Here is a 22414-nt window from a genome sequence, read left to right as displayed (position 1 = left end):
ACCTTCGTATCGGCCAACAGACCTCTAACTTGAATCAGCTTGGCAACCAGGCCGCCTGCCAGTCCAGAACACCCTTCTCGTCCAATAACCAGTTGCCCATGACCTGGGCGCGCAGTCTCTGTCCCGCTAGCCGGCTGGGAGGAAGGTCACCCACCTGAGCGCGGATGGCTTCCACCCAATTCTTGTAGCGGTTCTTGACGCGAACCACGTCCAAGCTCCCGGCGTAGGCACGTACGTCGCTGCACACCACCGGATAGCCACAGGCTCCATACTCAAGCAGCCGCAAATTGCTCTTACAGGCGTTGAATACATTGTCCTCCAAAGGTGCAATGGCCAGATCCAGAGCAAGGTCGGCGAGACGCTGGGGATACTGCTCAATCTGTACCCCATGGTGAAATTCCTTCACATAGGCTCGCAGGCTTTCAGGGCAATAGCCCAAGAATATCCAGTCGACCTCGTTCGCGAGATCTCGAACCACATCGTGAATCAATTCGAGATCCCCCTGATGCCCAATGCCTCCTGCCCACCCAACCCGTGGACGTGAAGAAGCGGCCTTGTGCGGTGTGAGATTTCCCCACCATTTGATGGGCAAACGGTTGTTGACCACTCTGATGTCAGAGTGCAGATCTCCAAATTGCTCGGCCAAGGCGTCAGTGGAGACGACGAAGCGATCCACCAGAGAGAGTGCTCGGCGCAAAGATTTCAGGACATCCTTGGGCATATGCTCTCGGTGGACGCTCTTTAGCGGCAAATTAGGCAGGTAGTCATCCAGCTCGAAGACGCGAAACGCGGTCGAGTACCTTTTGAGCCTTTGAATCATATTTATCTGCTCATCCAGTATCTGTCGCTGCAGAACTATCGTATCGGGCGCAATCCGGTCGATTTCCGCCGGGGAAAGGATATCTGCGCCTATACCACCTTCAATCAGCGCACGTTCACGGAGCGCTTCGAAGGGTTGATAAATCCGATAGTGACCACAACCGCTGTCGTCAGCCGGTATCGCCAAGATACGCGGGCTGAGTGAGGTGACCAGTGGCTTCCAACCTGCCTCCCGGGGATCAAGCTCGAAACCTGGTTTCGTCAGCGCCAGGTTCCGGTTGTAGCTGGGATCGTTGGCAATCACAGGCAGCCATCGGTCATACATCGACAATTGCTCAGCGGTAAATCTAGTGACCTTTTCCGACTGGCTGCTCTTGTCGACTTCCCGCTGACTGACACTTCCCTCGTGCATGAGAACCGCATAGGGCGTCCAGACACAGAGATAGCCAGCTTGGCGTATCTTCAGACAGAAATCGACGTCGTTGTAGGAAACACGAAAATCGCCTTCATCAAGTCCACCAACTTCGAGATACAACGAACGCGGGACCATGAGGCACGCAGCTGTTACCGCCAGATAGTTTTGATCGACTACCATACGATGCATGTAACCGGGATCATCCGCGGGCAGGCCTATGAAGGCATGATCGGCTGGTCCATCCAGCCCCAGCACAACACCCGCGTGCTGGATACGTCCATCGGGAAAATGCAGCTTGGCTCCTACCACCCCGACCTCGGGGCGCCTGGCGTGGTTGAGCAATGCCTGTATCCAGTCCGGCTGAATCACCTCGGTATCGTTATTGAGCAAAATCAGATAGTCGCCGGTGGAGTGCGCGACGGCGAGATTGTTCATTGCCGAGTAATTGAAAGCCTCAGGATAGTCGATTACTCGCAACTGTTGCGTCTTGAGATCTCGTATTCCCTGAAGCCACTCGCAGGTGGCCGCATCGGTGCTTCCATTGTCTACAATGATGATTTCATAGTTGGGATAGGAAGTCTTCTCGAAGATACTTTCAATACAACGACGCAAATAGAACAACTGATCCTTGGTCGGTATGATTAGACTGATCTTCGGTTCGCCGGAATAGCTATAGGCCACTCTATTTATAACCGAAAGTGCGCCAGCATATATTTCATGGGGAACATTCAGCCGTCCCAAGTGGCGACTCACCACAGGAGCTATAAAAGGTTGTACATCGGGGCGCGAAACCCACTCACCGAAAGAGCAATGAGCGTGTATCAGCACTTCCGGTATATGTCCAACGGCATCGAGGCCATAGGTTTCTATCACCCGAAAAGCAAAATCATAGGGACCCAGCTGACCGATATCGTCAGCAAATCCCTGCAGGTCGAGATAGCTCCGGGCGGCGACAGCCACTCGCGGACCGAGATAAGGATAGCTGCGCAACAGATCCAGATTGATGTCCGGTTTGAACAGCGGGTTGGTGTACCCCCCCCTTTTTACCTGAACGTCTTCATCGACATAGCAGAACTGCCAGCCAGGATGCTGCTGAACATGCTCAGCGATCAACAGAAAGGCATGCTCAGCCAAGACGTCGCCGACCTCCATGACCATGAACCAGTCCGCGCCGGTGGACTCGAGCACCTGAGCTAAACCACACCAGCTATCCACAGGCTGCCATTGGTCAGCGGTAGTCGGGGTCGGCCCTTGACCCTCTACAGCCATGACCACCACGCCTGCTACGGGATAGAGCTGACTTCCAATGCTAGAGAGGGTGCGCGCAAGGAGTTCGACGTCCAATACGTTGCCATGTAGCACGGCAAGCATTTGCGTACGAGGTTCGCTCCCGGCAGCCCGGCCGGCGATCAACGCCTTCTGCTCGACACCAAAACGTCGTGGAGAACTCCAGGCCTGGTAGTCGGTAAGCGACTCAGCCAAGTCGTCGGTGAGACGTACCACATGAGGGAACGGCCTTTCAGCCTGATCGGAGTCGACAACCGATAGCAGTACCTCAACCTCATCAAAGGTGCCCGCAAGTGAAATGGAGCCAACCAGTCCTTGCATCCCTGGAAAGCTGCCATTACAGAAAATACCTACTTCCGCGCGCCCTTGGGCGTCAGGCGCGAAGAAAATATCAAAAGCCTGCGTCGCCTCAGCAATCTCGAATCGCTGCTCAAGGACCAGCCCATTGACGGTAAACGTCAAGCCAACTGGAAAATGACTGTAGTTCTTTTGGTCAAGAGCAGCCAGATGTAGCCGCAACCGCCCTCTTCCATACCAGTCACTTCGGATATCCGAGGTAATACTCAACCTGGATTCTTCGCCGAAGAGATAATGCACGCTGCCGACCAGCTTTGTGACCCCTGGCCCTGGCGTAACGTACAGTGAATTCGTTGGTTCAGGTCCAGGCGTCGTCAACGAATGCCACCACACTTGCATTGCTGCTTCGCTCAGTTGCGAACGCAAGTGCGCGACTTCGCACATCAGTGCATCGTAAGTCACCAGTTGCCAGCAGGTTCTACCAAGTACCTTGGACAACCGCTTACGCAACCAGGCTGCCTCTCCGCCGTCATCCATAGCGGTATCGACCGCAGCAGAGAGGGTATGACGTCTACCGCGGAAGGTGCCTTTACCGCTTTCCGCAAGCGCTACCGATAGCGGATGGAAACTACCTGGCTGCATGCAGGAATGACCTTCAAGCAGCAGGAAAAGCCCCGTCTTTCCGCCTTGCTTCTCCAATACATTCGTCCATTGGAGAAGGCTTGAGTAGGAGTTGACACCCGCTCTATCAATCACCTGCCCAATCAATACCACATGGGCACTCGGCCATTCCTGGGTGACATTTTCAACCAATAGCAGCGATTGTTGTTCGTCATAGCCGTTGATGACGACGGTTACACAGGGAAGATTAGCTATAGCGGATGCTACTCTTTGAGTGGACAGGCCATCTTGATAACGGCCATGAAGTGCCTGAGTTCGCTCCACTTGAGCTTTGCGGCAACGCCTTTCATGAGCGCCGAAGACATCCCCTAGCAAACTCAGGAACTTATCGTCATCCTGAAACTCCAGCCCTATATCCCGCCAGGCATTACCAGGCGCCGAAGGATTGTATTCCCAGTGTTCCACCCGCTTTTCACTGGAGTACAACAAAATCGGTCGATCCAGCGCCATGAACTCAAACAGCAGCGAAGAGCGATCGGCAACCAATATGTCCGCTTCGGCAAAGCTATCAGCAATACTGGCTTCAGGATCGTCGATCAATTCGACCAGCGAATCGGACGCTGCCTGCATCCGCCATACGGCCATTAAATTGCGGAAGCGTTCCTTCTCGACGACAAAGGCGTGCTCGTATTGAACGATCGCAGGGTGAGGCTTGATAATAATTCTTGCAGTCGGAAAGACTTGGCGTATGAGTGGCACAAGTCTTTCACCGAAATAGACTGCAGCACTGAGTTCCGGATTATACGTAGGGGCGAATAGAATAGTCGGACAGTCGCGGACTGGTACTCTTTTCGGCAACCGGAAGACCTGATCTACCCAGGCATTGCCGGTTAGCAAAAATCCTTGGCGTGGGCGGACTCCAGATAGCAGCGTATCCTCTATGTCCCAAGCGCTGCCGCACATGTAATCAGCTAGATTGTATTGCGGTTCGGCGTAGCCATACCGCGTGACAGAACCATGCCGCATGGCGACAAGCGTTGCTCCATGGGCATCGCAGTAGTCGCGCCAAAATTCCACAGACCAACCATCGGCCACCGCGATGACGTCGGGCCGCCAAGCCATCACCTCAGCGATATCCAGGCTCAGCAGGCTCTTCTCAAAACATGCTGACAGTGGTCTTAGCGAGCGAAAGTGGAACGGCATGCTGCCATAACAGGCCACCCTCAGGCTGGAATGAGGCTTTTCGACGGGCTTGGGCAGCAGTTGCCTGAACACATAAAGAATGCTCGTCTGCTGATAATTGTCCATTGTCAGCAGGGGGTGACGAGATGAAAGCTCGAACCCTAAAGAGCGAACCAGCGCCAGATAGGAAGACTCGGTCCGGTACACAGCCTCGTAGCTATCGGTAACCAGCGTGACTGAGGAGTCAGCGCCTACCAGCACCGCATCCTTGAGTATCAGGATGCCATCGTCGCTCAATACTTCAGCAGCCCGTAGCAATACTCGAGCTGCACTCAGATCATCGGTGATGGTAGTGAGTACCCCCATCAGGCTGACCGCCTCGAATCTTTCCGACCTCTCGAACTCGAAGATGTCTACCGCTTCAAACTGAACGTTCGCCGCTCCGATCTTGGCTGCCTGATCGCAGGCCTGCCGAATGAGTTCCGACCCAAGGTCAATACCCTTTACCTTTGCTACCTTCTGCGCATAGAGCAAGGAAAACTGGCCATCTGCACAGCCTATGTCGAGTAGCCGGTCGCTTGGTTCAAGCAACGGTAAAACGGCGCTCGAAATAACTTCTCTTTGCCGCTCGTAGAGCAGCTCCGGCCCTATCTGACCCCTTTGGGTCGCTGACCAAAATTGCCGCGCCTTAATCCCCTGGGACGCTTTTTTCATACTATTTCCATCCACCGGTCATGACCCTTCTAGCCATGTCTAGATCTGCGACAGTATCTATGTCGAAAGCGTCCAATTCATAGGCAGGTAGCGGCAGATAAGGCTCAAGCGCCTGATACACGTAAATCGGCTGATCAACGACAGTGCTGGGCTCGAGTATCGCTATGCCCGTCCACTCCCATTCGTAATGCGGTTCTCGCGTGAAAGCCTGAACAAGCGTATTGTCCTGATTCAGGACTACTCTGACACCATCGCTGGTTGTATAACTAGAAACGCCCACCAGTTGATTATATTGTTCGGCAGCCTTTATAAAACCCCTAAAGCTATTCGGTCTCACCACAGTATCGGCATCCACTACCAAGAATCTTTCGTGCAGATGCCGAGCAACTCTGAATATGCTTTGCAGCGTATTGGTTCGCGCAAAGTCGGGATTACGAACGATAATTATATTTGGCCGGAGCGCCAAGGCATGAGCAATAACGTCTTCTTCCTGAAAGCCTACGACAAGCCATACGAAAGGAACATCGACCAAGCGCTCGAGATGGTAGTCGAGCAGGGTGCGCCCTGCCACCTCTACCAAACACTTCGGCCTATTCAAACCTAAGCGAGACCCTATACCAGCAGCACTGATCACAACATGTTCAATAGGCGGCATAGGGCAGTCCGGTCATAAATTACAAAATCACTTAGCTTTACCAGAAGTGCGGTCGGCGGATGAGTTCCACCATAGGCGATTCGCCAATCCGCCGCCTCGAACATGGGCACATCGTTCATGCCATCGCCTACTGCAATGATGCGGTCGTACTGCCTACGCAGCTCTGCCACTACATCACCCTTATGCAGAATATGATCTATCCCGACCAGCTTTCCATTGTCATCGAGCTTAGCTCTCGAGGCAAAATTGCGGATACCCAGTCGATCAAGAACCGGTTTGACCCAGATATCCAAATTTCCCGTTATCACGTAACAATCTTCAGGACGACTCGCGATAAATGAAAGTATTTCAGCGTCGAAGTCAACACTATGCTCCAGCGTCTGGTGTATCCATTCGATATTAGCGTCCTTCAGCAAGCGGACCCGCAACTTGAACGATTTGTCAAAAGGCAACACGCCGTCGATTGTGGCCTGCGTTAGCAGCGAGATCTCATCCTCGAGCCCCACGGTTGCAGCGATGAGAGGGAGAAGCTCCTGGCGGGTCAAGGTGCCGTCGAGATCGAAGCAGTAAGCTGTCCTCACTGCTGTACATCCTTCATGGAAAGAATCAGGTAGTACTGACGGGTTTCGACTCGTTTCTCCAGACTATCCTCAAACAGGAACCCTTCCTGGTCGACTGCCAGAGTGCCCGCTGGAAAAGCCTGGGACAACAGCGCCTTGAGCTCGTCCAACGTTCGATAAATGGCGGAATAGCGGTCTTGCAGCTCTGAAGAAAAAAAGGCATCCAAGGTCAGACGCTTTTCCAGAGCGATTGGCTCGCGAAGATAGAGGCGAGTAGCAGATGAGCAGAGCGACCCGAGATCGGTCAACATTTTTAGACAATCGGCGTCGTTCAGATAGATCAGCAGACCCGACACGATAAGCAGATCATAAGGCGGTGTTAGTTCAAGCCGAGTGCTGTCGATGGCGGTCGCCGACATGGTCTGGAACTTGATTCGTCGGTATCCGCGTTCCAGTGCTCCCTCATGCGCCTTGGCAATGAGAGAAGACGAGAAGTCGATACCGAGATAGTCGATCTCCGGATGGCGGTCTGCCAGGTACCATCCCCACCGGCCTATACCACAACCAATATCCAGCACCGACCTGGGTGCGGGGCTGCAGAGCGCCATACCGATGGCAGCTTTTTCAGCTTCGTCACGGTAAGCAACCAGTCCGGGATCATTGTCTTGATACATGGTTGCGCTTAGAGCGTTCTGATAATGCTGACGCCCGCGCCGCTCAAAAAAGGCCTGAGTGGCAGCATAGTCAATTTCAACGATTTCGCCCTGCACCCGCTGCCCATCTCTCAACGTCTTGGCCTCACCTAATCAGTCTGCAATCCCAGAAATTAGCCTAGCGCTCCAAAGCATGCGAGGGCCTTTGCTCACAGGTAATTGAACAAACTCAACTGCGATACCTTCACAAAGCTCTGCTGCGTCGCCTGCAGAACCGTATTCTGCAAGGCATAGCGGGACAAAGCCTCAGCATAGTCCAGATCCTGAAGATCCGACTGCACCGACTTGTTGACCAGGCTGACGTCGGCGATGAAGTCGCTGGTGGAGTCGATGACGTTGAGGCGTGCGCCAACTTTGCCGCGGATGCCATCGACCTGGGTATAGGCCGTATCGAGGTTGCTCAGGGCTACTGCAGCGCTGTCGCGCATCTTGTACACGCCCTCGGTGCTGCCATCGCCGCTCTCCAGGGCCTTGCGCAAGTCGGACACCACATTGAGCAAGCTGCGCTTCTCGTTGGCGGTGTCGCGGGTGATCTTGAACTCGTCACCGGCTGCGGGCACACCATCAAGCTGCACCTTGATGCCGCCAAAGCGAATGAAGTCGCTGGTAGAGGGATTGCCATCGACGCTGTCCGCCTTGAGCTGGCCAGCCGGCGGATTGGCCGGATCGTAGGCCGCCCATTCGGCGGCCGTAGGTGCCTTGGACAGGTCATAGATGACGTACTTCTTGTCATCTAGGAAATGGATGCCGATACCATCGGCAGCGACCGGCGGCGTGCTGGCGGGAAAGGTGTCGTCGTAGGCCTTCTTGTCTTCTACAAGGCCCAGCGAGATCCGCCCGGTACCCGTGTTGCCAGCTGTTGGCGCAGTCTTGACACGATTGGCGTTGAAGTTGTTCTCGAAGGCGTCCTTGCCGCTGTCGCTGATGGGCACGAAGGTGGAGCTGGCGATCTGCACGCTGCGCTGGCCTTCGTCGCCGTTGTAGCTGTAGGTGCCGTCGGCATTGCGCACATAGGGCTGGGTGTCGCCCATAGAGCCAGAGAACAGGTATTTGCCGCTGGCGTCCTTGCTGTTCATCAGATTCATCAGCTCGTCTTCGCGCTGACCGACCTCCTTGGCCAGGGACGCACGGTCGGTCGGATCCAGAGCGCCGTTGCCCGCCTGGACGGCGATCTCGCGGATGCGCGTCAACACTGTTTCCACCGAGGTGAGCATGGCTTCCCCGGTGTTGAGGCTGTTCTTGGCGGCGGTCATGCCGGTGTTGTACTGGCTGTTGAGTGCCTCCTCCTGGCTGATCTGCAACAGCTTGATCGACGCCACCGGATCGTCAGCCGGCGTGAGGATCTTCTTGCCGGTGCTGATCTCTTCCTGGGTACGGGTCACGTTGCCGTAGTTGTTCTGCAGGCCACTGATACCGTTGTTGAACGCCTGAGCGGTAGAAATGCGCATGGCCGGTTTCCTTATCTGAAGGCGCCGAGCAGGGTGTCGAACAGCGACTGGGCGATCTTGATGACCTGCGCCGAGGCACCGTAGTACTGCTGGAACTGGACGAGTTTGGCGGCTTCCTCATCGAGGTTGACGGCCGACAGGGAGTCGCGATTGTCCTGGGACTGCTTGAGTACCGTTTCGCTGGCGGCGGAATCCACCCGTACCTGTGCGGTCAGGGTACCGACCCGCTCTACCAGGCCGCCGTAGGCGTTGTTGTAGGTGGTGCCGGTGTTGCCGTAGCCACCCATAGTTGGCTTGGTCTGCAAGGCCACCAGGCTCAGAGCGTTACGGTTGTCCGAAACGGCGCTCTTATTGGTGCCTAGGGTGAAGCTGTCACCGGATTGCGGCACGCCGCTGATGTTGAAGTCGTAGGTGTAGCTGTTATTGGTGTTCGGATCGGTATACGTGAGGCGAACGGCGTTGGTCTGACCACTGGTAAGCACACCGGCCGTGGGCGACAGGTAGTTGAGCGTCGCACCGTTCGGCAGGGTGCCGTCCAACTGGTTGGTGGCACTGTTGAAGCTCAGCTTCAGGCCATCGGCCCCGAACAGCCGCTCGAAGTCGGCGGTATTGACCGGCGAGACTGAAGTGGTCAGCGCCGGCTGGGTAATGGCACCGGTACCGCGGTTATTAGTGGTGGCCCCCGCCTTGGCCGTGCCGGCGAAGCCCAGCTGATCAGCCTGGGCCAGATCCACCTTGAGCTGAGAGGCGCCACGCCGCGTCGGCTGCAGGCTGAAGACGTCGCCGGCCTGGGCCTTGGCGAGCTCTGCAGCACTGAATTGCACCTTGAAGCCCTGATCGTTGCCGCCGGCATCGGTCAGGGTAAGGGTGACCGGATCGGTACCGCTCTTGTTGACCGTGAGTGTCGCGTTGTCACTGGCGCGACGCGCCGTGAAGCCGGTGCCGTTGTAATCGAGGCGGTAGTCGCTCGGTGAGAGCTTGCTGGTATCGGTGATGCTGAGAGTCGCGTTGGCCGAGCCGGTATTGGTGGCCCGCCCCATCACCCGCAGGCCGATGCTCTGGGTGTCGTTGATGTCGCCGAACAGTGCCGAGCCGGCATTGCCGGACAGATCCAGACCCTGCCCCAATTGGCGGTTGACGGTATCCGCCAGGGTCAGCGACAACTGCCCCAGGCTGTTATAGGCGTGGTCCAGCGCCGTGTCGCGATAGGACAGCAGGCCGCCCATCTCGCCGCCGCTGAGCTGGCTGGTGACGTTCTGCTCGGTCGAGCCCGAGGTCAGGACGATCTGGAAGCGTGAGGGATCGTCGGTGCCGGGCTTGGCCGTCATGCTGGACACGGTATTGCCCACTACCAGCGGCTGGCCGGTGCCGACGAACAGGTTCAGCGCGCCGTCGTCCTGTTCCACCACCTGCAAACCGACCATACCCGACAGTTGCTTGATCGCCTGCTCACGGGAGTCGATGAGATCGTTAGGCGCGCCGCCGGCAGCCTTGGAACGGGCGATGGCGTCGTTGAGACTGCCGACGCTCTTGGCCAGCGCATTGACCTGATTGGTCAGCGCCGACAGCTGATCGTTGATCTGGCCGTTCTGCTTGTCGACCTGGTCGTACAGTGTGTTGAACGACTTGGCCATGCCCTGGGCCTGGGCGAGCACGGCCTCCCGCGCCGGAATCGACGAAGGATCCTGGGCAGCGGTCTGCAGGGTGGCGAAGAACTTCTGCATGGCCGGGGTGATACCCGTCGTGCTGTCGGACAGCAGGCCGTCGAGCTGGGAGATCTGGCTCTTGAAGGTCTGCAGTTCGCTGTTCTGGCTGTTGGCCGAGCGTACCTGGCTGGTGAGGAAATCACTGGCGAGGCGACGCACATCCACCGTCTGGGAGCCGGAACCGACATAACCCGAGCCGTTGTACTGGGCGATGTTGGTCTGCTGGATGGTCTCCTGCCGCGAATAGCCAGGCGTGTTGACGTTGGCGATGTTGTGGCCGGTGGTGGTCAGAGCGTTTTGCGTGGACCTCAGGCCCGACAGACCAATGGAAAGTAGATCAGCCATGGCTCACCTCAACCGCGGGACGGACTGGTGCCCAGGGAGGCGACCGTCTGATAGGTGTTCATGTTGCGGGCGATCTGGATCACCTTGCGTGCGTATTGCGGATCGGTGGCGTAGCCGGCCTGCTGCAGCCCCTGCATGAAGCGCTCGGAGTTGCCGTTGGTGGACAGCGCCTTGTCGTAGCGATCATTGCTCTGCAGGAAGTTCACGTAGTCGTGGAAGCTGTCGGCGAAGGAATCGTAGGTGCGGAACTTCGCGGTCTCGGTCACCGCCTTGCCGTTGACGAATTCCTGGGTCACTGCCGCGGCACTGCCGCCATCCCAACCATGGGATTTGATGCCGAACAGGTTGTTGCTGTTGCTGCCATCGGCCTGCTTGACCATGTGCTTGCCCCAGCCGGTTTCCAGCGCCGCCTGGGCGACCAGGTACTTGGGGTCCACGCCCAGGCGCTTCGCCGCGGCTTCGGCCATGGGCATCATGGTGTCGACGAATTCCTGACGGGTGCGGAAACGGGTCTTGCCGGTGGCAGCGGCGCCGTCCACGCTGGCGACGGTCTCGGTCGCAGCGGCCGGCTTGCTGCCGGGTTGCGTGGCCTGCTGGCGCCAGGCGCTCTGGGCGGCCGCGACGTCCTGGAAGCTCTGCTTGAGGGTGGCGCCCTGCTCGGCCGCGCCGGAAATGTTGGCCGCGGTACGCTCGGCCAGACGCCCGGGCAGGGCCAGCCGGCGAGAGTTGAGTGCGCTGGAATCGTCACGCCCGGAGACGGCGGCACCTACCGGTTTGAGGCTGTTACTACCAGCCTCGTTGAGCTTGGCATTGCGACCGGCAGCCAGTTGGCTTTCGGTAGGCGCCGCCTGGCCGACCTGGGCGAAGGGATTGGGGCGCGCCGACGGCTGGGCGGTCTTGCTCAGCTGACGCTCCAGGACATTGGCCAGGCCGATACCGCCGCCATCCCGGGACAGGGAGACGGCCAACTGCTGGTCGTACATGTCCTGGTACTGCTTGGTGGTCTCACTGGAAAAAGGGCTGTCCTTGTCCGCCAGCGCCTGATTGGCGCTGCGCATGGACTTGAGCATCTGGTTCAGGAACAACGACTCGAATTCGCCCGCGACCTTCTTGACGTTTTCCGCGCTGTCGCGATCCTTACCCTTCATCTGGGCCAACCGATTCAGGTCGGTAAAGGCCCCCGAATCCTTGACGTTGCCGTAGTTGCCACCCAGACGAGATTCCATCGCCCGTTCTCCTTAAATTACGATCAGATCGGCCTGCAAGGCGCCGGCCTGTTTCAACGCTTCGAGAATGGCCACCAGGTCGCTGGGCGCCGCGCCCACCTGATTCACCGCTCTCACGATTTCGTCCAACGTGGTGCCCGGACCGAACTTGAACATCGGCTTGGCCTCCTGCTTGGCCTTGACGGTCGACTGGGGCGTCACCACCGTCTGCCCACCCGACAAGGGATTGGGCTGGCTTACCTGCGGGTCCTCGCTGATGGTCACGGTCAGGCTGCCCTGGGTCACCGCCGCCGGCGAGACCTTGACGTTCTGGCCGATGACGATGGTCCCGGTGCGGGAGTTGACGATGACCTTGGCCACCGCCTGCCCCGGATCGACCTCCATGTTCTCCAGGATCGAGATGTAGTCGACGCGCTGGCTGGGATCCACCGGCGCCGTGACGCGAATCGATCCGGCATCAACAGCTGATGCAACACCCGCGCCAAGTGTCTCGTTGATCTTGTCGACGATGCGTTTGGCGGTGGTGAAGTCGCTGCGATTCAGGTCCAGCGTGATGCTGTTGCCCTGGTCGAAGCCACTCGGCACCGGTCGCTCGACAGTGGCCCCATTGGGAATGCGCCCGGACGACGGAACGTTGACGGTGATCTTCGAACCGTCACGGCCTTCAGCGTCAAAACCCCCGACCACTAGGTTGCCTTGGGCGATGGCGTAGATCTGACCATCGATACCCTTGAGCGGCGAGAGCAGCAGGCTGCCGCCTCTCAGGCTCTTGGAGTTGCCGATGGAGGACACCGTGATATCGATGGTCTGACCGGGCTTGGAAAAGGCCGGCAGATCGGCATGGATGGATACCGCCGCGACGTTCTTCAGCTGCGCCGTGGTGCCCGGCGGCACCTTGATGCCGAACTGCGCCAGCATGTTGTTGAAGGTCTGCACGGTGAAGGGCGTCTGGGTGGTCTGGTCACCGGTACCGGGCAGCCCCACTACCAGGCCGTAGCCAATCAGCTGGTTGGTCCGCACACCCTGGATGCTGGCGATGTCCTTCAGGCGATCCGCCTGGGCCAGCGGCATGACCAGGGCCAGGGCGGCAGCGGCGATGAGGCTCTTGAACATGGCGCTCATCCTCAGAAGGGCACCAGGGGGCTGCCGAAGAGCTGGCTCAGCCAGCCCGGCTGACTGGCATCGGCGAAGGCGCCAGTGCCCGAATAGGTGATACGTGCATCGGCTACGCGGGTGGAGGACACGGTGTTGTCGGTGGCGATGTCGTCGGCGCGGACCATGCCCTGGATGCGCATGAGTTCGTTGCCGGTGTTGAGGGTCAACCACTTCTCGCCACGCACTACCAGGATGCCATTGGGCAGCACTTCGGCGATGGTCACGGTCAACGAGCCGGACAGGCTGTTGCCCTGGGCCGCCGTGGACTTGCCGGTGTTGGAGCGGTTACCGGAGAAACCGGCGTCAAGACTCAAGTCGCCATCGGCCAGCGGATTGGGAATCGAGGGCTTGGCGCCGAACAGCGAGGTCAGCCCCAGAGTCGCCTTGGTGTTCTTGGCGATGTCGGAACTGGCGTTCTTGCTGGCCTGGGTCCGCTCCTGCAGGGTGATGGTGATGATGTCGCCGATGCGGAAAGCCTTGCGGTCGGTATAGAGATTCTGCTCGAACCCCGACTGGAAGATGGCGCCGTTGTTCTGTGCGGCTGGCACCGGGGTACGCGGCAGCACCGGGGCGTAGTAGGGATCGTTCGGCTTGGCGGCCGGGGCTACGCATCCTGCGAGTACGAGCGCTCCCAGGAGCGGGGCGACGGCGAATAGAGGTTTCATGGAGCGCGTCCTCACAGGGGATTAGAGCTGCTGGGTAACGAAGCCGAGCATCTGATCGGCGGTGGAAATGACCTTGGAGTTCATCTCGTAGGCGCGCTGGGTGGTGATCATGTTCACCAGCTCCTCGACCGTGCTCACGTTGGAGTTTTCCAGGGTGCTCTGCAGCACGGTGCCAAGGCCGTTCAAGCCCGGGGTACCGACCTGAGGCGCGCCGCTGGACGCGGTCTCGCTGAACAGGTTCTGGCCCACGGCCTGGAGGCCGCCCGGGTTGACGAACTGGGCGATCTGCAGGTTGCCGATGACCTGGGGCGCGGCCTGACCGGCGGTGGTGACCGACACGGTGCCGTCTTCGCCGACGGTAAAGGTCTTGGTGTCGGCAGGCAGCACGATGGCAGGCTGTAGTGCGAAGCCATTGGCGGTGACCAGCTGGCCATCGGCATTGAGGTGAAAGGTGCCGTCACGGGTGTAGTTGATGGTCCCGTCGGGCATGGTCACCTGGAAGAAGCCATCGCCGTTGACAGCCATGTCCAGCGGCTGGTCGGTGGTCTGCAGCGAACCCTCGGTGAAGTTCTTCTGGGTGCCGACGATGCGCACACCGGTACCCAGCTGCAGGCCGGAGGGGAGCTGGTTGTCCTGGGTGGACTGGGCGCCGGGCTGGCGGCGGATCTGGTACAGCAGGTCCTGGAATTCGGCGCGATCGCGCTTGAAGCCCGTGGTGGACACGTTGGCCAGGTTGTTGGAGATGGTGGTGAGGTTCATGTCCTGGGCGGACAGACCGGTCTTGGCGACCCACAGTGACGACATCATGCTGGTATTCCTCGAAGTGCCGGTTTTACGTCGGCGCTAGCCGTTATCAGGAGAATTGCAAAACCTTTGCCATCGCCGCGTCGTTGTCTTCCGCGCTGCGCATCATCTTTACCTGCAGCTCGAACTGGCGGGACAGCGACAGGATCGAGGTCATTTCCTCCGCCGCATTGACGTTGCTCGACTCGACGAAGCCGGAGACCAGGGAGACGTTGGCATCCATGGGCGGCGCTGCCTGGCCCTGCTTCATGTGCAGCAGGCCGTCGAGCCCCTTTTCCATCTGCTTGGTGTCGGGATTGACCAGCTTGATGCGGTCGACCTGGGCCAGGGCATTGGCCGCCTGGCCGGAGCCGCGCACGGTGATGCTGCCGTCCTGACCGATTTCCACTTTGGAAGCAGGCGGCACGGCAATGGGACCGCCATTGCCGAGCACCGGCAAACCGCTGCCGGTCCGCAGCATGCCAAGGGGGTCGATCTGCAGGCTGGAGGTGCGCACATAGGCCTCCTTGCCGGAGGGATCCTGGACCGCGACGAAGCCCGGCCCCTGGATGGCCACGTCCAGGTCACGGCCCGTCTCCTGCAGCGCGCCAGGGGTGAAGTCCGTCGCCGGCCGCTCACTCATGGAGTAGACGCGCGACGGCATGGTCTCGCCGAACACCTGCATCGAGCGCGCCTGTTCGAGATCCTTGCGGAATCCCGAAGTCGAGACGTTGGCCAGGTTGTTGGCGTGGGCGCGCTGGGCCATCTCGTTCTGGCTGGCGCCGGTCATGGCGACGTACAGCAGCTTGTCCATCTGATCCTCCGACGGCGGCAGATTGCCGCCAAGCTTGCGTTCGGAGGTTCTTTAGCAAGCGCCGTTCCAAAAACTGAAAACCTTTTAAAATCAGTAGCCTGAAAATAGAAAAGCCTCCCGAGGGAGGCTTTTCCTGACGCCGAAGCGGCAAGCCGTCAGAGAAACGACATCAACGCAGGTTGATGATGGTCTGGGTAATGGCGTTCTCGGTCTCGATGGTCTTGGCGTTGGCCTGGTAGTTGCGCTGCGCCACGATCATGTCGACCAGCTCGGTGGAGATGTCCACGTTGGATGCCTCCAGAGCACCGGACTGCAGGGCACCCAGGGTGCCGGAGCGCGGTGTGCCGACTACTGGCTGACCCGATTCCGACGACTCGGTCCAGGAGGTCTTGCCCATGGGGGTCAGGCCCTGGACGTTGGCGAAGTTGGCCAGCACGACCTGACCCTGCACCTTGGACTGACCATTGGTGTAACGTGCGAAGATCTGGCCGGTATCGTCGATTTCCAGACCGGACAGCTGGCCCGTGGTGTAGCCGTCCTGGTTGACGCTGGTCACGGCGAAGGCACTGCTGTATTGGGTCGAGCCGCGCATGTCCAAGGTTATGCCGGCCGGGTTGGCGACAGCGCCATTGGAGGCCCAGGTCGCCGGGGTACCGCCGTTGGAGATGGCCGGGACCCAGTTGTCCAGCTTGAGCACGCCCTCGAAGGTGTTGGTGGTGGCGTTATTGACCTGCTTGAGATCGGTCGAGGCCACCTTGCCGCCATCGAGCGCGCCGCTGCTGGTGAACGGCAAGGTCACGGTGTAGGGCGTAGCAACCTTGGTGGTCGCGTCTTCCTTGGTGGGATCGCCCGGATTGCGGCCGTCGATCAGCACGTTCATGGTCCAGGAGTTGTTCGCGCCCTTGACGAAATACTGCGACAGGACGTGGGCGTTGCCCTGGCTGTCGTAGATGTTCACCGAGGTCGAGGAGTTGTAGCTGGTCGGATCGGACGGATTGAACGGGGTGGTGGTCGGCGTCGTCTGGGTCGAGTTCAGGTTGACCGTCTGCTTGATCGAGCTGGATGCCTTAGGGGCCTGGCTAGCCGTCTCGATGCGCAGGTCGCTACGCACGCCCGGCTGCAGCAGACCCTGGTCGTTGGTGGTGTAGCCCTGCAGCTTGTAGCCGTTGTTGTCGACGATGAAGCCTTGCTTGTCGGTCCCGAAGTAACCGGCACGGGTGTACTGGATGGCGCCATTGTTGCTGGTGACGAAAAAACCGTTACCGTTAATGCCCATGTCCAGCGCGTTCTGCGTGGAATCGATGGTGCCCTGGTTGAACAGCTGGCCGACGTTGCCCAGCAGCACGCCGCTGCCCTGGGCATTCTTGCCGGTACCCAGGACCGAGGCGGCATAGAGGTCCTGGAACTCCGCCCGGGACTGCTTGAAGCCGACGGTGCTGGCGTTGGCGATGTTATTGCCGGTGATGTTGAGGTCACTGGACGCGGCCTTGATGCCGCTCAAACCGATATTGAAAGACATGCTGGATTCCTCTCTTGTGCCGCGCCTTACTGGCCGACCGCCTGGACTTTGGAGATGCCGATACTGCCGACGCCGGCAAGGTTGAGTGTCATTTCGCCGCCGTTCTGCCCGAGCGTCACACTGTCGACGTTGGCTGGCAGACTGGTCTTCATGGCCGTGGTGGTGTCGTTCACGTTCGCCTGGGCCTCGAAGCGGTAGGTGCCGGCAGCCAGCTTCTTGCCGCTGGCATCGGTGCCGTCCCAGGTGAAGTTCACCAGGCCACTGGATTGCTGCCCCAGGTTTAGACGATTTACCTGACTGCCCGCGTCGTTGTAGACGTTGACCCAAACGTTCGGACTGGAAGCGGTCAGGTTGAGCGCCCCCTTGAAGTCCGCACTGGTGTCCACCTTGACCTTGTCGGTATCGACGATCACCTTGCGACCAACCAGAGTGGAAGCCTGCAGTGCCTGGGAAGACTGACTACCGGAGAGAATCGAGCCGACGCTGGTATTCAGGTTGGTGATGCCCTCGACGGTACTGAACTGCGCCAGCTGGGCGATGAATTCGCCGTTGCCCTGCGGCTCCAGCGGATTCTGGTTGTTCATCTGAGCAACCATCAGCTTGAGGAACTCGTCCTTGCCGAGCTTGCCACCCTTCTTGCCATCGCTGGCGGTGGTTTCGGCGGACGTGCCGGTCTTGTTGACGGAGTACTTGTCGAGTACCGATTGAGCGGTGGAGTTGGTCGTGCTGATGGCCATGGCGCCGGTTCCTTACTGACCGAGGGTCAGTACCTTCTGCATCATCTGTTTGGCGGTATTCATCATTTCCGCGTTGGTCTGGAAGGCGCGACTGGCCGAAATCATGTCGGCCATCTCCTCCACCACGTTCACGTTGGGGTAATAGACGTAGCCTTCCTTGTCCGCCATGGGATGATTGGGCTCGTAGCGCTTCTGCACCTCGCTCGGATCCTCGACGATACCCTTGACCTCCACCCCGACCCCGGCCTGGCCCTGGTCGTCGAACAGCGAAGCACCGCCCTGGGCCGCGTTGAACTGGGCAGCGAACACCGGATGCCGCGCCTTGTAGGTCTGATCGACGCTGGAGGAGACGGAGTCGGCGTTGGCCATGTTGCTGGCCACGGTATTGAGGCGCACGTTCTGGGCGCTCATGCCGCTACCGGCGATGTTGAACAGCGAACTCAGGGACATGGCTATTCTCCGCGCAGGGCCGACATCAGCCCCTTGAACTTGCTATTGAGCAGGGTGAAGCTGGCCTGGAAATTCATCGCGTTCTCGGCGTAGTTGGCCTGTTCGACCTGCGCATCCACGGTGTTCTGGTCCACCGAGGGCTGCGTGGGGATGCGATACTTCAAGGCCGAGTCGCCCATGCCCATGTCGAAGCCTTCGGCAGCGATATGGCGGCTGTTGGTGGTTTCCAGCTGATAGTGGCCGGAAGCCCCTGGCGCGCTCTTGGCCGCCTGCTCTGCCATGACGGCGCTGAAATCCAGATCCCGCGCCTTGTAGCCCGGGGTATCGGCATTGGCGATGTTGTTGCCCAATACTTCGGCGCGCTGCGAACGGAAGTTGAGCGCCTGCTCGTGCAACCCGAGTGCTTTGTCGAAACTGATGCTCATGTCGAGAGACCTTTGACGTGGCTTGCAAGCGATTTAGCAAGGCCCGTGCCAGTATCCAACATCCATCTAAATCAAGGGCTTAGCGCGACGCGGCAGTCAGAACGACGGCAAGCGGCAAGGTTTTTCCGCCACCTTTGCCGGCCCCCGAGGCAGGCGCGGCAAAACTTTGGCGCAAAAGAAAGGGCAGACCTGGGTCTGCCCTTTGGGTGTCCATCGACCGGCCTATTTGGCCTTGTAGATGATGCCCGGATTGCACTGCACCATCTGATAGAGATCCGGCAAGCCGTTGAGGGCTTCGGACGCACCCAGGAACAGATAGCCGCCCGGCTTGAGAGTGGCATGGATGCGGGTGAGGATGTCCTTCTTCACGTCAGCGGAGAAGTAGATGAGCACGTTGCGGCAGAACACCATGTCGAACTTGCCGAGGCTGGCATAGCTGTCCAATAGATTCAGGGCGCGGAATTCGATCCGACTGCGAATCGTCGGCTTGACCGCCCAGCGATTTGGCTGGAGCACGTCGAAGTAGCGCTGCAGGCGTTCCTGGGACAGACCGCGACCGATGGCCAGAGAATCGTATTCACCGGATTTCGCCGCCGTGAGAATGGCACCGGACAGATCGGTCGCCACGATCTGCATGCCGCCACGCCCCTGCCCTGCCGCGCTGCGCTCGAATTCGTCCATGGTCATGGACAGCGAATAAGGCTCCTGCCCCGACGAGCAGGCCGCCGACCAGACCCGCAGGCGCTGGCCGAAGGTGTTCTTGGTCAATTCGGGCAGGAGGCGGTTCTTGAGCACCTCGAAGGGATAGGTGTCGCGAAACCAGAGGGTTTCGTTGGTCGTCATCGCATCGATGACCTTTTCCCGCAAACCGCCGCGGGGCTGCATCTGGATGCGCTGCACCAACTCCGACAACGTCTTGATCCCCTCGGTCTCCATCAGCTTGTTGAGCCGACTGGAGACGAGGTACTGCTTGTTGTCACCGAGCAGGATCCCGCTGGATTTCTCGAGGAAATCACGAAAAAGCACAAAATCCGCGTTGACTGCTGACACTGCCGCTCCGCCTTCTGGATACCGGGATAGAGACGCCTTCACCTAGTGACTGTCGACCGCGTTGATGCGCTCGGCTACCCGGGAGGCAAGATCATCGGGACGGAACTTGGCCAGGAAGTCGTCCGCACCGACCTTCTTGACCATCGCCTGGTTGAAGACGCCGGACAAGGAGGTATGCAGCAGTATATGCACTTTCTGCATCCGCGGATCATGACGGATTTCCGCCGTCAGGGTGTAGCCGTCCATTTCCGGCATCTCGATGTCGGAAATGATCATCAGCAATTCCTCTTCCGGGCGCTTGCCTTCAGCCACCATGGCCTGCAGGTAGTTCAGCGCCTGACGACCGTCGTTGAGGGAAATGACCTCTACCCCGACGGTTTCCAGGCAGCGGCTCACCTGCTTGCGCGCCACCGAGGAGTCATCGACGATCAGGACGCGCTTGGTGACGGCCTTGGCCTGTACCATTTCGCTGATGACGCCGGCCGACACCGTTTCGACGGAAGGCGCCACTTCGGACAGGATCTTCTCCACGTCGATGATCTCGACGAGCTGGTTGTCGACGCGGGTAACGGCGGTAAGGTAGTGATCACGCCCGGTGCCCTTGGGCGGCGGGTTGATGCCTTCCCAGTTCATGTTGACGATGCGCTCCACCGAACGCACCAGAAAGCCCTGCACCTTGGTGTTGTACTCGGTAATGATCACGAAGCAATTGTTGATGTCCGGCAACCCGCGGCGACCGGTGGCCATGGCCAGGTCGATGATGGGAAAGGTGCCGCCACGAATGCTGGCCACGCCTCGTACCACCGGACTCGATTTCGGCATCACGGTGAGCTTGGGGCACTGCAGCACCTCCTTCACCTTGAAGACGTTGATGCCGTAGAGCTGCGAGCCGTCCAGGCGGAACAGCAGCAGTTCCAGACGGTTCTGGCCCACCAGTTGGGTACGTTGGTTGACTGCGTCCAATACACCAGCCATTTGGCGACTCCTCTCGTTGCCACAGACCGGTTGAAAAACTCGGCACAGGGCTTGCTTAGATGTGACTCATGAAGATCGAAGCGACGTGTTTCCGACCTATGAAAACCTCTTGCCGCTGGGCTGCGAATCTTGTGTTGATCCTGACATGCCTGGGCGGAAAGGCCTATGCAGAAGGCGACTACACCTCATCTGACGAACTTATCGGCGCTGTCGAAAGTTTTCTTGAGGAGCGCGTGCAGGAATATTTGCTGGAGACCAGTTCCAACGCACGCCACGAAAATCAGATCAACTCGTTGGATCCCCGGTTACGCCTGGCGGCCTGCGACAAACCCCTGACGCTTTCACAGCAAGGCAACCCCACGCCGGTGGGCCGGATCAACATCAAGGTCCGCTGCGAAGGCAGCAGTCCCTGGACGGTGTTCGTGCCGGTCCAGGTCAAGCTGTATCGGCCCGTGGTGGTTACCCTGCAGCCCCTGCTGCGCGGTGCGGTGCTGGATGACCAGAACGTGGCCCTGGTGGAGCGAGACGTCGGCACCCTGACCCAGGGTTATCTGACCAGCCTGGAACAGGTGCTGGGGACCCAACTGAAACGCCAGGTGGTCAGCGGGCAGGTCATGGCGCCTTCCTTTATCGAGCAAGCAGAACTCATTCGCAAGGGTGAACAGGTGGTCATCAATGCCCGTAGCGCCTCCTTCAGCATTCGCATGCAGGGCGAAGCCCTCAGCGCGGGCGCCAAGGACGAGGAAATCCGCGTACGCAACCTGAGTTCGAACCGGGTGATCCGCGGTCGGGTGGTCGATCAGGGGCAGGTGGAGGTAGCGCTTTAGCGAGAGCGGCAAAAGGAGTACCTTGAACGTCCGCATCCTGAACCTCTGCGTGCCATCCTGTCGAAGGATGTGACACGGCGCACAGGTCTACGGCTAAAGTTTCGGCTCAGCACGCCGATAAGCCGGATATGCGAACGAGACGACACGAGGATCTCCACTCATGGCTCTAGATATCAATCGCCTGAATTCGTCCTCTACTGCAGGCATAGGCAACACCAAGGCTGCCTCTACCAAGGACGTATCCACGGCTCAGACCAGCGACGTCAAGGCCACCCAAGGCACCGCCTCCGGCGAGTCGGTGAGCTTGAGCGCTGAAGCCAAGCAACTGAGTTCCCTGACCGCAGGGCTCAAGGATCTGCCGGTGGTCGACAGCGACAAGGTCAGCCGCCTGAAACAGGCCATCGCCGATGGCTCATACAAGGTCGACAGCCAGAAGGTGGCCGACAAGCTGATGGCGTTCGAGTCCTGACGCCCGGTTCGGCATGGCCCTTCTGACGATCGCCGTTAACGTTCGAACGGAAACCGCGCCATGCCCAGTGCTACCTTGCTCGACATCACCCGCCACGACATCGACCTGAGCGAACAACTGCTGGCTCTGATCGAGCAGGAGTTCCAAGCCTTGAGTGAGCGCCAGCTCGATCGGCTGGAAGCGCTGCTGGGCCCCAAGCAGATCCTGCTCAAGCAGCTCGACCAGCATGCCCAGCAGCGCACCGTCCTGCTTCAGGCTCAGGGTTTGCGGGCGGATCTGCCGGGCTTGCAGGCCTATGCCGCCCGACAGCCCGATGGCGAGGAACTGCTGGCTCTCTCCAGTCAGCTCGCGCAGCTCATGGAGCAATGCAAAGCCCATAACGTCCGCAATGGCCAAATCATCCAGGCCAATCGTTTCGTGGTGGGCAAGTTGCTGAATGTGCTGCAGGGTACCTCGGCGCCCACGCTGTACAACCGTCGCGGTAACCAGACCGGCGGTGGCTATCAGCGCCCGCTGAGCTCGGCGTGAGCAGTGGATTTTTCTCACAGCGCGTTTTT

At 59.2% G+C, this 22414-nt stretch carries 20 protein-coding genes; 3 read left to right on the top strand and 17 right to left on the bottom strand.

Translation table 11 applies throughout. The features are described from left to right. Window positions 1–34: 34 nt before the first annotated feature. From NRG74_RS01985 to NRG74_RS01905, 17 genes are all read right to left on the bottom strand, one after another. The gene (locus NRG74_RS01985) at window positions 35–5335 is read right to left on the bottom strand and encodes a glycosyltransferase (protein WP_257705611.1); all 5301 of its coding nucleotides are present in this window, start codon (window positions 5333–5335) and stop codon (window positions 35–37) included. A 1-nt stretch (window position 5336) separates the two neighbouring features. Beyond that, window positions 5337–5990, bottom strand: coding sequence for an NTP transferase domain-containing protein (locus tag NRG74_RS01980; RefSeq protein ID WP_257705610.1), 654 nt, complete (start codon window positions 5988–5990; stop codon window positions 5337–5339). Then, on the bottom strand, window positions 5966–6571 hold the full coding sequence (locus tag NRG74_RS01975; protein WP_059315603.1) for an HAD-IB family phosphatase: 606 nt from the start codon (window positions 6569–6571) through the stop codon (window positions 5966–5968). The genes NRG74_RS01980 and NRG74_RS01975 overlap by 25 nt, the downstream gene beginning before the upstream one ends. Further along, entirely contained in the window at window positions 6568–7320 is a 753-nt protein-coding gene (locus tag NRG74_RS01970) for a class I SAM-dependent methyltransferase (RefSeq protein ID WP_257705609.1), read from the bottom strand. The genes NRG74_RS01975 and NRG74_RS01970 overlap by 4 nt, the downstream gene beginning before the upstream one ends. 92 nt (window positions 7321–7412) lie before the next feature. Then, window positions 7413–8711: a flagellar hook-associated protein FlgL gene (gene flgL, locus NRG74_RS01965; protein WP_257705608.1), complete on the bottom strand. Its 1299-nt coding sequence runs from the start codon at window positions 8709–8711 to the stop codon at window positions 7413–7415. A gap of 11 nt (window positions 8712–8722) precedes the next feature. Then, window positions 8723–10762 (bottom strand): flagellar hook-associated protein FlgK, encoded by a 2040-nt coding sequence (gene flgK / locus NRG74_RS01960; protein WP_257705607.1) that lies wholly within the window; start codon window positions 10760–10762, stop codon window positions 8723–8725. Window positions 10763–10770: 8 nt separating this feature from the next. Next, the gene (flgJ, locus tag NRG74_RS01955) at window positions 10771–11988 is read right to left on the bottom strand and encodes a flagellar assembly peptidoglycan hydrolase FlgJ (RefSeq protein ID WP_017642016.1); all 1218 of its coding nucleotides are present in this window, start codon (window positions 11986–11988) and stop codon (window positions 10771–10773) included. A 12-nt stretch (window positions 11989–12000) separates the two neighbouring features. Beyond that, entirely contained in the window at window positions 12001–13101 is a 1101-nt protein-coding gene (locus tag NRG74_RS01950; protein ID WP_017642015.1) for a flagellar basal body P-ring protein FlgI, read from the bottom strand. Window positions 13102–13112: 11 nt separating this feature from the next. Next, window positions 13113–13808 carry a flagellar basal body L-ring protein FlgH gene (gene flgH, locus NRG74_RS01945; protein ID WP_257705606.1) on the bottom strand — a complete coding sequence of 232 codons (696 nt, stop codon included), beginning with the start codon at window positions 13806–13808 and terminating at the stop codon, window positions 13113–13115. A gap of 21 nt (window positions 13809–13829) precedes the next feature. Further along, window positions 13830–14615 carry a flagellar basal-body rod protein FlgG gene (gene flgG, locus NRG74_RS01940; protein WP_017642013.1) on the bottom strand — a complete coding sequence of 262 codons (786 nt, stop codon included), beginning with the start codon at window positions 14613–14615 and terminating at the stop codon, window positions 13830–13832. A gap of 46 nt (window positions 14616–14661) precedes the next feature. Further along, entirely contained in the window at window positions 14662–15405 is a 744-nt protein-coding gene (locus NRG74_RS01935; RefSeq protein ID WP_017642012.1) for a flagellar basal body rod protein FlgF, read from the bottom strand. A 169-nt stretch (window positions 15406–15574) separates the two neighbouring features. Next, a complete protein-coding gene (gene flgE / locus NRG74_RS01930) occupies window positions 15575–16924 on the bottom strand; it encodes a flagellar hook protein FlgE (RefSeq protein WP_017642011.1) in 1350 nt (449 codons plus the stop codon). Window positions 16925–16950: 26 nt separating this feature from the next. Further along, window positions 16951–17661: a flagellar hook assembly protein FlgD gene (locus tag NRG74_RS01925; protein WP_017642010.1), complete on the bottom strand. Its 711-nt coding sequence runs from the start codon at window positions 17659–17661 to the stop codon at window positions 16951–16953. A 12-nt stretch (window positions 17662–17673) separates the two neighbouring features. Next, window positions 17674–18111: a flagellar basal body rod protein FlgC gene (gene flgC, locus NRG74_RS01920; RefSeq protein ID WP_017642009.1), complete on the bottom strand. Its 438-nt coding sequence runs from the start codon at window positions 18109–18111 to the stop codon at window positions 17674–17676. Between the two features lie 2 nt (window positions 18112–18113). Next, entirely contained in the window at window positions 18114–18536 is a 423-nt protein-coding gene (flgB, locus tag NRG74_RS01915; RefSeq protein WP_017642008.1) for a flagellar basal body rod protein FlgB, read from the bottom strand. A gap of 222 nt (window positions 18537–18758) precedes the next feature. After that, window positions 18759–19586: a protein-glutamate O-methyltransferase CheR gene (gene cheR / locus NRG74_RS01910; RefSeq protein WP_257705605.1), complete on the bottom strand. Its 828-nt coding sequence runs from the start codon at window positions 19584–19586 to the stop codon at window positions 18759–18761. A 42-nt stretch (window positions 19587–19628) separates the two neighbouring features. Beyond that, window positions 19629–20561, bottom strand: coding sequence for a chemotaxis protein CheV (locus NRG74_RS01905; protein WP_017642006.1), 933 nt, complete (start codon window positions 20559–20561; stop codon window positions 19629–19631). Window positions 20562–20659: 98 nt separating this feature from the next. Between NRG74_RS01905 and flgA the strand changes: the two genes are divergently transcribed. From flgA to NRG74_RS01890, 3 genes are all read left to right on the top strand, one after another. Next, entirely contained in the window at window positions 20660–21388 is a 729-nt protein-coding gene (gene flgA / locus NRG74_RS01900; RefSeq protein WP_082900444.1) for a flagellar basal body P-ring formation chaperone FlgA, read from the top strand. Window positions 21389–21548: 160 nt separating this feature from the next. Beyond that, entirely contained in the window at window positions 21549–21857 is a 309-nt protein-coding gene (flgM, locus tag NRG74_RS01895; RefSeq protein ID WP_017642004.1) for a flagellar biosynthesis anti-sigma factor FlgM, read from the top strand. A 60-nt stretch (window positions 21858–21917) separates the two neighbouring features. Then, on the top strand, window positions 21918–22385 hold the full coding sequence (locus tag NRG74_RS01890; protein ID WP_257705603.1) for a flagella synthesis protein FlgN: 468 nt from the start codon (window positions 21918–21920) through the stop codon (window positions 22383–22385). Window positions 22386–22414: the final 29 nt, after the last annotated feature.

This window comes from Pseudomonas oryzihabitans, from assembly GCF_024652905.1.
Taxonomy (GTDB): Bacteria; Pseudomonadota; Gammaproteobacteria; order Pseudomonadales; family Pseudomonadaceae; genus Chryseomonas; species Chryseomonas benzopyrenica.
This window is presented reverse-complemented; position numbering and strand designations above follow the sequence as displayed.

Coding starts and splice junctions, on each gene's coding strand:
- NRG74_RS01985 (WP_257705611.1), bottom strand. CDS start 5,335: ATGAAAAAAGCGTCCCAGGGGATTAAGGCGCGGCAATTTTGGTCAGCG.
- NRG74_RS01980 (WP_257705610.1), bottom strand. CDS start 5,990: ATGCCGCCTATTGAACATGTTGTGATCAGTGCTGCTGGTATAGGGTCT.
- flgL (WP_257705608.1), bottom strand. CDS start 8,711: ATGCGCATTTCTACCGCTCAGGCGTTCAACAACGGTATCAGTGGCCTG.
- flgK (WP_257705607.1), bottom strand. CDS start 10,762: ATGGCTGATCTACTTTCCATTGGTCTGTCGGGCCTGAGGTCCACGCAA.
- flgJ (WP_017642016.1), bottom strand. CDS start 11,988: ATGGAATCTCGTCTGGGTGGCAACTACGGCAACGTCAAGGATTCGGGG.
- NRG74_RS01950 (WP_017642015.1), bottom strand. CDS start 13,101: ATGTTCAAGAGCCTCATCGCCGCTGCCGCCCTGGCCCTGGTCATGCCG.
- flgH (WP_257705606.1), bottom strand. CDS start 13,808: ATGAAACCTCTATTCGCCGTCGCCCCGCTCCTGGGAGCGCTCGTACTC.
- flgG (WP_017642013.1), bottom strand. CDS start 14,615: ATGATGTCGTCACTGTGGGTCGCCAAGACCGGTCTGTCCGCCCAGGAC.
- NRG74_RS01935 (WP_017642012.1), bottom strand. CDS start 15,405: ATGGACAAGCTGCTGTACGTCGCCATGACCGGCGCCAGCCAGAACGAG.
- flgE (WP_017642011.1), bottom strand. CDS start 16,924: ATGTCTTTCAATATCGGTTTGAGCGGCATCAAGGCCGCGTCCAGTGAC.
- NRG74_RS01925 (WP_017642010.1), bottom strand. CDS start 17,661: ATGGCCATCAGCACGACCAACTCCACCGCTCAATCGGTACTCGACAAG.
- flgC (WP_017642009.1), bottom strand. CDS start 18,111: ATGTCCCTGAGTTCGCTGTTCAACATCGCCGGTAGCGGCATGAGCGCC.
- flgB (WP_017642008.1), bottom strand. CDS start 18,536: ATGAGCATCAGTTTCGACAAAGCACTCGGGTTGCACGAGCAGGCGCTC.
- NRG74_RS01905 (WP_017642006.1), bottom strand. CDS start 20,561: ATGGCTGGTGTATTGGACGCAGTCAACCAACGTACCCAACTGGTGGGC.
- flgA (WP_082900444.1), top strand. CDS start 20,660: ATGAAAACCTCTTGCCGCTGGGCTGCGAATCTTGTGTTGATCCTGACA.
- flgM (WP_017642004.1), top strand. CDS start 21,549: ATGGCTCTAGATATCAATCGCCTGAATTCGTCCTCTACTGCAGGCATA.
- NRG74_RS01890 (WP_257705603.1), top strand. CDS start 21,918: ATGCCCAGTGCTACCTTGCTCGACATCACCCGCCACGACATCGACCTG.